This window comes from Streptomyces sp. NPDC097129 (assembly GCF_055668065.1).
The window spans coordinates 111,401-124,317 of the sequence record NZ_JBVOQE010000006.1; the positions used below are offsets into that span (position 1 = coordinate 111,401).

General features: G+C 72.4%; 10 protein-coding genes. 8 read left to right on the forward strand and 2 right to left on the reverse strand.

Annotation, left to right across the window (positions count from 1 at the left end):
• Positions 1–14: 14 nt before the first annotated feature.
• From AC0B9F_RS19010 to AC0B9F_RS19040, 7 genes are all read left to right on the forward strand, one after another.
• Complete coding sequence (locus AC0B9F_RS19010) at positions 15–1,712, forward strand: acyclic terpene utilization AtuA family protein (protein ID WP_472004014.1); 1,698 nt, start codon at positions 15–17, stop codon at positions 1,710–1,712.
• A gap of 121 nt (positions 1,713–1,833) precedes the next feature.
• Positions 1,834–3,432 (forward strand): acyl-CoA carboxylase subunit beta, encoded by a 1,599-nt coding sequence (locus AC0B9F_RS19015; protein ID WP_472004016.1) that lies wholly within the window; start codon positions 1,834–1,836, stop codon positions 3,430–3,432.
• 5 nt (positions 3,433–3,437) lie between these two features.
• On the forward strand, positions 3,438–5,291 hold the full coding sequence (locus tag AC0B9F_RS19020; protein WP_472004018.1) for an acetyl/propionyl/methylcrotonyl-CoA carboxylase subunit alpha: 1,854 nt from the start codon (positions 3,438–3,440) through the stop codon (positions 5,289–5,291).
• A gap of 55 nt (positions 5,292–5,346) precedes the next feature.
• On the forward strand, positions 5,347–6,477 hold the full coding sequence (locus tag AC0B9F_RS19025) for an acyl-CoA dehydrogenase family protein (RefSeq protein ID WP_472004020.1): 1,131 nt from the start codon (positions 5,347–5,349) through the stop codon (positions 6,475–6,477).
• 20 nt (positions 6,478–6,497) lie between these two features.
• A complete protein-coding gene (locus AC0B9F_RS19030; protein WP_472004022.1) occupies positions 6,498–8,066 on the forward strand; it encodes a 4-coumarate--CoA ligase family protein in 1,569 nt (522 codons plus the stop codon).
• Positions 8,063–8,800: an enoyl-CoA hydratase family protein gene (locus tag AC0B9F_RS19035; RefSeq protein ID WP_472004024.1), complete on the forward strand. Its 738-nt coding sequence runs from the start codon at positions 8,063–8,065 to the stop codon at positions 8,798–8,800. Before AC0B9F_RS19030 ends, AC0B9F_RS19035 begins: the two co-directional genes overlap by 4 nt.
• Positions 8,801–8,804: 4 nt before the next feature.
• Positions 8,805–9,431 carry a TetR/AcrR family transcriptional regulator gene (locus AC0B9F_RS19040; RefSeq protein WP_472004025.1) on the forward strand — a complete coding sequence of 209 codons (627 nt, stop codon included), beginning with the start codon at positions 8,805–8,807 and terminating at the stop codon, positions 9,429–9,431.
• A gap of 106 nt (positions 9,432–9,537) precedes the next feature.
• On the opposite strand, the gene pdxH is transcribed toward AC0B9F_RS19040, so the two are convergent.
• Complete coding sequence (gene pdxH, locus AC0B9F_RS19045) at positions 9,538–10,167, reverse strand: pyridoxamine 5'-phosphate oxidase (RefSeq protein ID WP_472004564.1); 630 nt, start codon at positions 10,165–10,167, stop codon at positions 9,538–9,540.
• A 238-nt stretch (positions 10,168–10,405) separates the two neighbouring features.
• Between pdxH and AC0B9F_RS19050 the strand changes: the two genes are divergently transcribed.
• The gene (locus AC0B9F_RS19050) at positions 10,406–11,515 is read left to right on the forward strand and encodes a citrate synthase 2 (protein WP_472004027.1); all 1,110 of its coding nucleotides are present in this window, start codon (positions 10,406–10,408) and stop codon (positions 11,513–11,515) included.
• Between the two features lie 54 nt (positions 11,516–11,569).
• On the opposite strand, the gene AC0B9F_RS19055 is transcribed toward AC0B9F_RS19050, so the two are convergent.
• Positions 11,570–12,577, reverse strand: coding sequence for an isopenicillin N synthase family dioxygenase (locus tag AC0B9F_RS19055; protein ID WP_472004029.1), 1,008 nt, complete (start codon positions 12,575–12,577; stop codon positions 11,570–11,572).
• Positions 12,578–12,917: the final 340 nt, after the last annotated feature.

Genomic DNA, 12,917 nt, shown 5'->3' on the forward strand with positions numbered 1-12,917 from the left:
AGGGAGCCGGAACGATGAGCAATGTGCTGCGCATCGGCAACGCCTCCGGCTTCTACGGCGACCGCTTCGACGCGATGCGCGAGATGCTCACCGACGGTGACCTCGACGTCCTGACCGGTGACTACCTCGCCGAGCTGACCATGCTGATCCTCGGCCGCGACCGGCTGAAGGACCCCGCCGCCGGATACGCCCGCACCTTCCTGCGGCAACTGGAGGAGTGCCTGGGCCTCGCCCACGAGCGGGGCGTTCGGATCGTGGCCAACGCGGGCGGCCTGAACCCGGCCGGGCTCGCCGACGCCGTCCGCGCGCTCGCCGGACGGCTCGGGATTCCGGTGCGTGTGGCGCACGTCGAGGGCGACGACCGCACCGCGCACCACCCCGGCAGCCTCGCCGCGCACGCCTACCTCGGCGGCCACGGCATCACCGCCTGCCTGCGCGCGGGCGCCGACGTGGTGATCACCGGGCGGGTGACGGACGCCGCCCTCGTCACCGGGCCGGCCGCGGCCCACTTCGGGTGGCAGCCGCAGGACTACGACCGGCTCGCGGGCGCGGTCGTCGCCGGGCACGTCCTGGAGTGCGGGGCGCAGGCCACCGGCGGCAACTACGCCTTCTTCCACGACCTGCCCCACACCGGCGGCCGGGACATGCGCCGCCCCGGCTTCCCGCTCGCCGAGATCCACGCCGACGGCAGCAGCGTGATCACCAAGCACCCTGGCACCGGCGGCTTCGTCGACACCGGCACCGTCACCGCGCAACTGCTGTACGAGACGACGGGCGCCCGGTATGCGGGACCCGATGTCACCGCCCGGCTGGACACCGTACGACTGGGCCAGGACGGGCCCGACCGGGTACGGATCGACGGGGTGCGCGGCGAGGCGCCCCCGCCCACGCTCAAGGTCGGCGTCAACCGGCTCGGCGGCTTCCGCAACGAGGTCGTCTTCGTGCTGACCGGCCTGGACATCGAGGCCAAGGCGGCGCTGGTGCGCGAGCAGATGGCCGACGCGCTCGCCAAGTCGCCGCCCGCCGACATCCGCTGGGAGCTGGTCCGCACCGACCGGCCCGACGCGGACACCGAGGAGACGGCGAGCGCCCTGCTGCGGCTCGTCGTACGGGACGCCGACCAGCGGGTCGTGGGACGGGCGCTGAGCGGGGCGGCGGTGGAACTGGCGCTGGCCAGTTACCCCGGCTTCCATGTGCTCGCGCCCCCCGGGAAGGGCGCCCCCTACGGGGTGTTCGAGGCCGCGTACGTTCCGCAGGACGCCGTCGAGCACGTGGCGGTGCTGCACGACGGGCGGCGCGTGCCCGTGCCGGCGCCGGGAGAGACGGCCGCGTTGGCGCCGGTAGCGGAACCGGACCTTCCTGATCCGCTGCCCCTGGGGCCGGTGCGGCGGGCGCCGCTGGGACGGGTCGCCGGGGCCCGCAGCGGGGACAAGGGCGGGGACGCCAACGTCGGCGTCTGGGCGCGCTCGGAGGAAGCCTGGCGGTGGCTGGTCCACGAGCTGACGGCCGAGAGGTTCAAGGAACTGCTGCCCGAGACCCGCCCGTTGACCGTCGCCCGGCATGTCCTGCCCCGCCTGCGCGCCCTGAACTTCGTCGTCGAGGGCCTCCTCGGCGCCGGTGTCGCCGCCCAGCACCGCTTCGACCCGCAGGCCAAGGCCCTCGGCGAATGGCTGCGCTCCCGCCACCTCGACATACCGGAGACCCTGCTGTGACCGCCGCCCTGCCGGCCGGCCCGGCCGCTGTCCTGTCCGCCGGCCCGCCCGCCGGCCCGCCCCCCGCCCTGTCCTCCGCCCCGCCCACATCCCTCCCCGTCGACCTCCCGGAGGCTGCGCTGTGACGGTTCTGCGGACCGCGCTCGACCCGGACGCGCCCGACCACCGGGCCAACCGGGAGGCCATGCTCGCCAAGCTCGCCGATCTCGACGCCGAGCACGCCAAGGCGCTCGCGGGCGGCGGCGAGAAGTACGTCGCACGGCATCGCGGGCGCGGCAAGCTGCTCGCCCGTGAGCGCATCGAGCTGCTGCTCGACCCGGACACCCCGTTCCTGGAGCTGTCCCCGCTGGCCGCCTGGGGCAGCGACTACACCGTCGGCGCGTCCCTGGTCACCGGGATCGGCGTGGTCGAAGGTGTGGAGTGCCTGATCACCGCCAACGACCCGACCGTGCGCGGCGGCGCCTCCAACCCCTGGTCGCTGAAGAAGGCTCTGCGCGCCAACGACATCGCCCTCGCCAACCGGCTGCCCTGCATCAGCCTCGTGGAGTCCGGCGGCGCCGACCTGCCCTCCCAGAAGGAGATCTTCATCCCGGGCGGCGCGATCTTCCGCGACCTGACCCGGCTGTCCGCGGCCGGCATCCCGACGATCGCCGTCGTCTTCGGCAACTCCACGGCCGGAGGCGCCTACGTCCCCGGCATGTCCGACCACGTGATCATGGTCAAGGAGCGGGCGAAGGTGTTCCTCGGCGGCCCGCCGCTGGTGAAGATGGCGACCGGCGAGGAGAGCGACGACGAGTCGCTCGGCGGCGCGGAGATGCACGCGCGCGTGTCGGGCCTCGCCGACTACTTCGCCCTCGACGAACCCGACGCGCTGCGGCAGGCGCGGCGCGTGGTGGCCCGCCTCAACCACCGCAAGGCATACCCGGACCCGGGCCCGGCCGAGCCGCCCACGTACGACGCCGAGGACCTGCTGGGCATCGTCCCCGGCGACCTGAAGACCCCGTTCGACCCGCGCGAGGTCATCGCCCGGATCGTCGACGGCTCCGACTTCGACGAGTTCAAGCCGCTGTACGGCACCAGCCTGGTCACCGGCTGGGCGGCCCTGCACGGCTACCCCGTCGGCATCCTCGCCAACGCCCAGGGCGTCCTGTTCAGCGCGGAGTCGCAGAAGGCGGCCCAGTTCATCCAGCTCGCCAACCAGCGCGACATCCCGCTGCTGTTCCTGCACAACACCACGGGCTACATGGTCGGCAAGGAGTACGAGCAGGGCGGGATCATCAAACACGGCGCGATGATGATCAACGCGGTGTCCAACTCGAAGGTCCCGCACCTGTCGGTGCTGATGGGCGCCTCGTACGGCGCCGGGCACTACGGCATGTGCGGGCGGGCCTACGACCCGCGCTTCCTGTTCGCCTGGCCCAGCGCCAAGTCCGCCGTCATGGGTCCGCAGCAGCTCGCGGGCGTCCTGTCGATCGTCGCCCGCCAGTCCGCGGCCGCCAAGGGGCAGCCGTACGACGAGGACGCCGACGCCGGACTGCGCGCCCTGGTGGAGCAGCAGATCGAGTCCGAGTCGCTGCCGATGTTCCTGTCCGGGCGGCTCTACGACGACGGCGTCATCGACCCGCGCGACACCCGCACCGTCCTCGGCCTGTGCCTGTCCGCCCTGCACACCGCGCCCTTCGAGGGCGCGCGCGGCGGCTTCGGCGTCTTCCGGATGTGAGGAACATGATCCAGACCCTGCTCGTCGCCAACCGGGGCGAGATCGCCTGCCGGATCGTCCGCACCTGCCGCCGGCTCGGCATCCGGACCGTCGCCGTCCACTCCGACGCCGACGAGAACGCCCTGCACGCGCGCGTGGCGGACACGACGGTACGGCTGCCGGGCGCGGCGCCCGCCGAGACGTATCTGCGCGGCGACCTGATCGTGAAGGCCGCGCTCGCCGCCGGCGCGGACGCCGTGCACCCCGGCTACGGCTTCCTGTCGGAGAACGCCGACTTCGCGCGTGCCGTCCTCGACGCCGGCCTGACCTGGATCGGGCCGCCGCCGGAGGCGATCGAGGCGATGGCGTCCAAGACGCGCGCCAAGCAGCTCATGGGGATCGAGCCGCTGGGCGAGGTCACCGCGGCCGACCTGCCGGTGCTGGTGAAGGCCGCCGCGGGCGGCGGCGGGCGCGGCATGCGGATCGTGCGCCGACTGGAGGAACTCCAGGGCGCGCTGGAAGGGGCGCGCGCCGAAGCGGCCAGTGCCTTCGGGGACGGCGAGGTCTTCGTCGAGCCCTACCTGGAGAACGGCCGCCACGTCGAGGTGCAGATCCTCGCCGACACCCACGGCACGGTATGGGCGCTCGGCACCCGCGACTGCTCCCTCCAGCGCCGCCACCAGAAAGTGATCGAGGAGGCGCCCGCACCGGGCCTCCCCCAGGGGCTCACGGAGGAGCTGTACGCCCTGGCCGTACGCGCCGCCCGCGCCGTCTCCTACGCCGGCGCCGGCACCGTCGAGTTCCTGGTCGCCGACGGCCGCGCGCACTTTTTGGAGATGAACACCCGCCTCCAGGTCGAACATCCGGTGACGGAGGCCGTGTTCGGCCTCGACCTGGTCGCCGAGCAGCTCCGCGTGGCGGAGGGCCACGCCCTCGCCGGGCAGGCCCCACGCGCGCGTGGCCACGCCGTCGAGGCCCGCCTCTACGCCGAGGACCCCGCCCACGACTGGGCCCCGCAGACCGGCACCCTGCACCGCCTCGCCGTCCCCGAAGGGGTCCGCCTGGACACCGGCTTCACCGACGGCGACGACATCAGCGTCCACTACGACCCGATGATCGCCAAGGTCGTCGCACACGCCCTCACGCGCGCGGAAGCGGTCCGCGCCCTCGCCGGCGCGCTGGAGCGCACGCTGGTCCAGGGCCCGGTCACCAACCGCGACCTGCTCGTACGCTCCCTGCGGCACGAGGAGTTCACCTCCGGCCGCATGGACACCGGCTTCTACGACCGCCACCTCGCCGAGCTGACCGCACCGGCCCACGACCCGCTGGCCCCGCTGGCCGCCGCCCTCGCCGACGCCTGCGGCCGCTCCCGCTTCGGCGGCTGGCGCAACCTGCCCTCCCAGCCGCAGGTCAAGCGGTACGCCCTGGCGGGTGAGGAGCACGAGGTCCGCTACCGGCACACCCGCGGCGGGCCGGCCGCCGAGGCGGACGGGGTGCGGGTGGTGCGCGCGCAGCCCACCCGGGTCGTGCTGGAGAAGGACGGTGTGCGGCGCGGGTACGACATCGCCCGCCACGGCGACCAGGTCTGGGTCAACGGCACCGTCCTCACCGCCCTGCCGCGCTTCCCCGACCCGACCGCCCAGCACGCCCCCGGCTCCCTGCTCGCGCCGATGCCGGGCACGGTCGTCAAGATCGCCGACGGTCTCATCACCGGATCGAGTGTCCAGGCGGGAGAACCGATCGTCTGGCTCGAAGCGATGAAGATGCAACACCGCATTTCCGCCCCGGTGTCGGGAGTCCTGACGGCCCTCCCGGTCACAGAAGGACAGCAGGTGGAGATGGGTGCCCTCCTGGCAGTGGTCGAGAGCGACCAACCTTAAAGGGGCGCGGGGAACTGCGCGCCCAGCCACCCACAACCCGCACCGGAGGACGACAGTGACCACCCTCATCGAATCCGAAGAACACAAGGCCCTCCGCGAGGCAGTCGCGGCCTTCGCCAAGGCCAATCAGGACAACCCCAACCTCTGGCAGGCGGCGGCCAAGTTCGGCTACATCGGCGTCAACCTCCCCGAAACCTACGGAGGAGGTGGCGGCGGCATCACCGAACTCTCCCTCGTCCTGGAAGAGCTGGGCGCCGCCGGAAACCCCCTGCTGATGATGATCGTCTCCCCGGCGATCTGCGGCACGGTCATCGCCCGCTTCGGCACCCAGGCCCAGAAACAGCAGTGGCTCCCGGCGCTGGCGGACGGCACCCGCCTCATGGCCTTCGGCATCACCGAACCCGACGCCGGATCCAACAGCCACCGCATCACGACCACGGCCCGCCGCGACGCCGACAGCGGCGACTGGCTGCTCACCGGCCGCAAGGTGTTCGTCTCCGGCGTGGACATCGCCGATGCGACCCTCATCGTCGGCCGCACCGAGGACGCCCGCACCGGACGCCTCAAGCCCTGCCTGTTCATCGTCCCGCGCGACGCTCCCGGCTTCACCCGCCGGCAGATCGACATGGAACTGAACGCCGCGGAGAAGCAGTTCGAACTGGTCCTGGACGACGTGCGGCTGCCCGCCGAAGCCCTCGTCGGCGACGAGGACGCCGGACTGCTGCAACTGTTCGCCGGCCTGAACCCGGAGCGGATCATGACGGCCGCGTTCGCGATCGGCATGGGCCGCCACGCGCTCACCAAGGCGATCGAGTACGCCCGCGAGCGCACGGTGTGGAACACCCCCATCGGCGCCCACCAGGCCATCGCCCACCCCCTCGCCCAGGCCCACATCGACCTCGAACTGGCCCGGCTGATGATGCAGAAGGCCGCCCATCTCTACGACGCGGGGGACGACGCCGGCGCCGGTGAGGCCGCCAACATGGCGAAGTACGCGGCCGGGGAGGCCTGCGTGAAGGCCGTCGACCAGGCCGTGCACACCCTCGGCGGCAACGGCCTCACCCGGGAATTCGGCCTCGCCCGGCTGATAACGGCGGCCCGTGTGGCTCGTATCGCCCCGGTGAGCCGGGAGATGATTCTCAACTACGTCTCCCACCAGACCCTGGGCCTGCCCAAGTCGTACTAGGCGACCGCACTGGAGGAACCGTGTTCCGCAGCGAGTACGCAGACGTCCAGCCCGTAGACCTTCCCATCCACGAGGCCGTGCTCGGCGGGGCCGCCCGGTTCGCGGACACGCCCGCGCTCGTCGACGGCACCGACGGCACCACCCTCACCTACGAGCAGGTGGACCGCTTCCACCGGCGTGTCGCCGCCGCGCTCGCCGAGGCCGGGGTGCGCAAGGGCGACGTGCTCGCCCTGCACAGCCCCAACACCGTGTTCTTCCCCATCGCCTTCTACGCCGCCACGCGCGCCGGCGCCTCCGTCACCACGGCACACCCCCTCGCCACCGCCGAGGAGTTCGCCAAACAGCTCGCCGACTGCGCCGCCCGCTGGATCGTCACCGTCTCCCCGCTCCTCGGCATCGCCCAACGGGCCGCCGAACTCGCCGGCGGAGTCGCGCAGATCTTCGTGTGCGACCAGGTGTCCGGCCACCGCTCCCTGATCGACATGCTGGCCTGCGCGGCCCCCGAGCCGTCCGTCGCGATCGACCCGGCCGCGGACGTGGCCGCGCTGCCGTACTCCTCGGGCACCACCGGCATCCCCAAGGGCGTGATGCTCACCCACCGGCAGATCGCCACCAACCTCGCCCAGCTGGAGCCCGCCATCACCACGGGCCCGGGCGACCGCATCCTCGCCGTGCTGCCCTTCTTACACATCTACGGGCTCACCGCGCTGATGAACGCGCCCCTGCGCCAGGGCGCCACCGTGGTCGTCCTGCCCCGCTTCGACCTGGAGACGTTCCTCGCCGCCATCCAGAACCACCGCATCACCGGCCTGTACGTGGCCCCGCCGATCGTGCTGGCCCTCGCCAAGCACCCCCTGGTCGCCCAGTACGACCTGTCGTCGCTGACCTACGTCATCAGCGCCGCCGCCCCCCTGGACGCCGCCCTCGCCACCGCCTGCTCCCGGCGCCTCGGGCTGCCGCCCGTCGGCCAGGCCTACGGCATGACCGAACTGTCCCCGGGCACCCACGTCGTCCCCCTGGACGCCATGCGGACCGCCCCGGCCGGCACGGTCGGCAAGCTCATCGCCACAACCGAGATGCGGATCGTCTCCCTCGACGACCCCGGCAAGGACCTCTCCACCGGCGAGCCCGGCGAGATCCTCATCCGCGGCCCCCAGGTCATGAAGGGCTACCTGGGCCGCCCCGACGCCACCGCCGCCATGATCGACCCCGACGGCTGGCTGCACACCGGCGACGTCGGCCACGTCGACCCCGACGGCTGGCTGTTCGTCGTCGACCGGGTCAAGGAACTCATCAAGTACAAGGGCTTCCAGGTCGCCCCCGCCGAACTCGAAGCCCTGCTGCTCACCCACCCCGGCATCGCCGACGCCGCCGTCATCGGCGACCTCGACGCCGACGGCAACGAGATCCCGCACGCGCACGTGGTCCGCCGGCCCACCGCGGCCGGCCTGACCGAAAGCGAGGTCATGATGTACGTCGCCGAACGCGTCGCCCCCTACAAACGCATCCGCAAGGTCACCTTCATCCACACCGTGCCCCGCGCCGCCTCCGGCAAGATCCTGCGGCGCCGGCTCAGGGAGCGCCCATGACCACACCCGTAGGCCGCAGCCGCACCCGGGGCGTCGAAACGCTCAGCCTCGACTCCACCGACACCCGCAACGCCCTGTCCGCGGCCCTCGTCACCGCCCTCGCCGACGCCCTCACCGACTGCGCCGAGGACCCCGACGTCCGCGCGATCGTCCTCACCCACACCGGCACCACCTTCTGCGCCGGCGCCGACCTGCGCGACCCGCCCCACCCCGACGCCCTCGCCGGACTGCTGCGGCAACTGCTCGAACTGCGCAAACCCGTCATCGCCCGCGTCACCGGCCACGTCCGCGCGGGCGGCCTCGGACTCCTCGCCGCCTGCGACATCGCCGCCGCCACCACCACCGCCACGTTCGCCTTCACCGAGGTCCGCATCGGCGTCGCTCCCGCCGTGATCTCCCTCGCCGTCATCCCGCGCACCGACCCCCGCGCCCTCGCCCGCTACTACCTCACCGGCGAACGCTTCGACGCCCCCGAAGCCGTCCGCGTCGGCCTGCTCACCACCGCCGCCGACGACGTCGACGAAGCCCTCACCCCCGTCCTCGACGGCCTGCGCCGCTCCTCACCCCAGGGCCTGGCCGAGACGAAACAGCTGCTCACCACTAGGGTGCTTCAGACATTCGACCAGGACGCGGCGGAGCTGACAGCGCTCTCGGCCCGGCTGTTCTCCTCCGCCCAGGCCGAGGAGGGGATGACGGCCTTCCTCCACAGACGGGACGCAGCATGGGTGGTGTGACCACATGAGTACGACGGCGGAGAACGACCGCGTGCCCAGGGACCGCGACCGCGCCCCCAAACAGGACCGCAGCCGGGCCACCCGGCAGCGGCTCCTGGAAGCCGCCGTGGCCTGCCTCGCCGAACACGGCTGGGCGGGCTCCACGGTGTCCGTCGTCGCCGAACGCGCCGGAGTCTCCCGCGGCGCCGCCCAGCACCACTTCCCCACCCGGGAAGACCTCTTCACCGCCGCCGTCGAATACGTCGCCGAGGAACGCTCCCTCGCGCTGCGCGCCCTGTTCCCGCAGGGCGCGGCCGCGGACGAGCGCCGGGCCGTCGTCCAGGCCCTCGTCGACCTCTACACCGGCCCCCTCTTCCGCGCCGCCCTCCAGCTCTGGGTGGCCGCCTCCAACGAGGACCAGCTGCGCGCCCGCGTCACCGAACTCGAAGCCCGCGTCGGCCGCGAAACCCACCGCATCGCGGTGGAACTGCTCGGCGCCGACGAATCCCGCCCCGGCGTCCGCGAAACCGTCCAGGGCCTCCTCGACATGGCCCGCGGCCTCGGCCTCGCCAACCTCCTCACCGACGACAGGGCACGCCGCGAGCGGGTCGTGACGCAGTGGGCGGCACTACTGGACGAGGCGCTGGACTGAGGACGTTGTCAGCGACGGGGCCTGCGGTTGACCCATGGCCGGCCTCCTCGACGGCCACCGCACCGCCTACGTGTGGGGCAAGTTCCGACCGCGGCCGGACCGCCCCTCAGGGGCTGAGCCGCTCCACCTGCCAGCTCCCGTCCGGCTGCGCCGCGTACCGCAGCCGGTCGTGCAGGCGGTTCTCGCGGCCCTGCCAGAACTCCACGCTCTGCGGCGCCACCCGGAAACCACCCCAGTGCGGCGGCACCGGCACCTGCTCGCCCTCCGGATAGCGCGCCTGAAGCTCCGCGTACGAGGCGTCCAGCTCCGCCCGCGAGGCGATCACCGTGGACTGCGCGCTCGCCCACGCGCCGAGCTGCGAGCCGTGCGGCCGGCTGCGGAAGTACGCGGCCGTCTCGTCCCGCCCCGTGCGCCGCGCGACACCCTGCACGATCACCTGCCGGGCCATCGGATGCCACGGGAAGAGCAACGAGACGTACGGATTCCCGGCCAGCTCACGCGCCTTGCGCGAGTCGTAGTTGGTGTAGAAGACGAAACCCTCCTCGTCGAACCCTTTCAGCAGCACCGTGCGCGAGCTGGGCCGCCCCTCCGCGTCCGCCGTGGAGACGACCATCGCGTTCGGCTCGAAGAGGTGCGCCACCTCCGCGGCCTGCCGGAACCAGCGCGCGAACTGCTCCACCGGCGTGGCGGCCAGCTCGCCTTCGGTCAGGCCCTCGGCGCGGTAGTGCTTGCGCATGGCGGAGGGATCGGGGGAGGGACCGAGAAAGGCGGCGTCGTGGTCGTTCACGCGAGCATCTTGCCGTATCGCCCGCCCGGCCGTACGCCGAAAAAACCCGTCGATGGCACTGAGTGCCGCGAGGCCTCCCCAAAGGTGGCACTCGGGGATTAAGGTGGCCGCAACCCGGTTGGGTGACCGTCGACCCCACGGGGCATCACCAGGGTGACCATCGAACACCACCACGAGGAGCCGCCTGATGTCCGACTTCGTACCCGGTCTCGAAGGAGTCGTCGCATTCGAGACGGAGATCGCCGAACCGGACAAGGAAGGCGGCGCACTCCGCTACCGCGGCGTCGACATCGAGGAACTCGTCGGCCACGTCTCCTTCGGCAACGTCTGGGGACTGCTGGTCGACGGAGCCTTCAACCCCGGCCTGCCGCCCGCCGAGCCGTTCCCCATCCCCGTCCACTCCGGCGACATCCGCGTCGACGTCCAGTCCGCGCTCGCCATGCTCGCCCCCGTCTGGGGCCTCAAACCCCTCCTCGACATCGACGCCGACCAGGCCCGCGACGACCTCGCCCGCGCCGCCGTGATGGCGCTGTCCTACGTCGCCCAGTCCGCCCGCGGCCAGGGCCTGCCCATGGTCCCCCAGCGCGAGATCGACAAAGCGCAGTCCGTCGTCGAACGCTTCATGATCCGCTGGCGCGGCGAGCCCGACCCCAAGCACGTCAAGGCCGTCGACGCCTACTGGACCTCCGCCGCCGAGCACGGCATGAACGCCTCCACGTTCACCGCCCGCGTCATCGCCTCCACCGGCGCCGACGTCGCCGCCGCCCTCTCCGGCGCCGTCGGAGCCATGTCCGGCCCGCTCCACGGCGGCGCCCCCTCCCGCGTCCTCGGCATGATCGAGGAGATCGAACGCACCGGCGACGCCGTCGGCTACGTCAAGCGGGCCCTCGACCGCGGCGAACGCCTCATGGGCTTCGGCCACCGCGTCTACCGCGCCGAGGACCCCCGCGCCCGCGTACTGCGCCGCACCGCCCGCGAACTGGGCGCACCCCGCTTCGAGATCGCCGAAGCCCTGGAGAAGGCCGCCCTCGACGAACTCCACAACCGCCGCCCGGACCGCGTCCTCGCGACGAACGTCGAGTTCTGGGCGGCCATCATGCTGGACTTCGCCGAGGTCCCGGCGCACATGTTCACCTCCATGTTCACCTGCGCCCGCACCGCCGGCTGGTCCGCGCACATCCTCGAGCAGAAGCGCACCGGCCGCCTGGTGCGCCCCTCCGCCCGCTACATCGGCCCCGGCCCGCGCAGCCCCCAGCACATCGAGGGCTACGAGGACATCGCCGGCGCCGAGCACTGACCCGGCGTCCAGGACTGACCCGGCATCCAGCACTGACCCGGCGCCCGGCCGGCATCACGCGGGGCTCAGCAGCTCCGCGTGATGCCGCTCGGCCACCAGCGGATGCGCCCGCAGCTTGCCCTTCAGCTCGTTGAAGCCGTACTCCGCGAACAGCGGATTGTCCGGATCGTGCGACACCCCCGGCGCCACGGCGGCATGCGGGAACGGCAGCGGCTCCACGCGCGCGTCCAGCCGCGGGTTGTAGAAGAACGGCACCGAGAACCGTTCGGTCGCCCCCGCCGGCGACACCACCCGGTGGTTGGTGGCCAGCAGATACCCGTTCGTCGCCACCTCCAGCAGCTCACCCAGGTTCACCACGAACGCCCCCTCGATCGGCGGCACATCGTGGAAGACCCCGTCCTCCCGCTGCACCTGCAACCCGCCCACCCGGTCCTGCAGCAGCAGCGTCAGAAAGCCGTAGTCCTTGTGCGCGCCGACTCCCTGACCCGCGCCGTCCCCGGCACTGCCCGGATAGCGCACCAGCTTCAGATGCGGATGCGCCTGCTCCCCGAAGATCGGCTCGTAGAAGTCCGCCGGAGCCCCGATCGCGGTGAGCAGCTCACGCAGCAGCCGCTGAGCCACCCCGCTCAACCGCCCGATCCACCCCAGCGCCGCCTGGCGCAGCTCCGGCAACCCCGCCGGCCACTGATTGGGCCCCTGCAACCACCAGTACGGCGCCTCACCCGGCCCCGGCACCCGCGCCGGCCGCTCCGCCCCGATGTCCAGCTGATCCCGCCAGTCCTGCCGCCCGCCGGTCAGCTCGTCCCCGATGCGCGTATAGCCCCGGAAATGAGGCGAGTTGACGTTGTCGACGGCCAGCCGCTCGCCCTCCGGCAACGCGAAGAACCGCCGCATGGCACCGACCAGCCGCTCGGTCTCCTCCCGGGTCACGCCATGCCCCACCAGCTGGAAGAACCCCACGTCATGGGCGGCACTGTGCAGCTGCGCGTGCAGCAGCGCCCGCGCCTGGGGCCCGCGGTCGGCGGCGGAGAGGTCGATGATCGGCAGTTGCTGATACGTCATGGGACACGTCCGTGGGTGTACGGAGCCCGCGCGCGAGCTGAGGGTGGGCGACGACGCACGGGTGCCTGGGCGAAGAGAAGAGGAGAGCGCAGAAAGCGAGTAGGAACGGCTGGACGACTCAGAGGGAGCGTCGACAGCCCATGCTCGTGACGCGGACGAAGTCCACGTGGCGGCGCCGAACGAGCGGAAGCATGCGCCCAGGGTACTGCGCCCCGAAAACCCCCACGGCAAAGCGGCCGTAAAACGCAGACGACCCGCGAGTCTGGTTCCTCCGAAGGAGGAGCCGGCCGGACGTACCGGCGACTCGCGGGTCGGGTGACTGCTTGGGATTGGGCCGGCT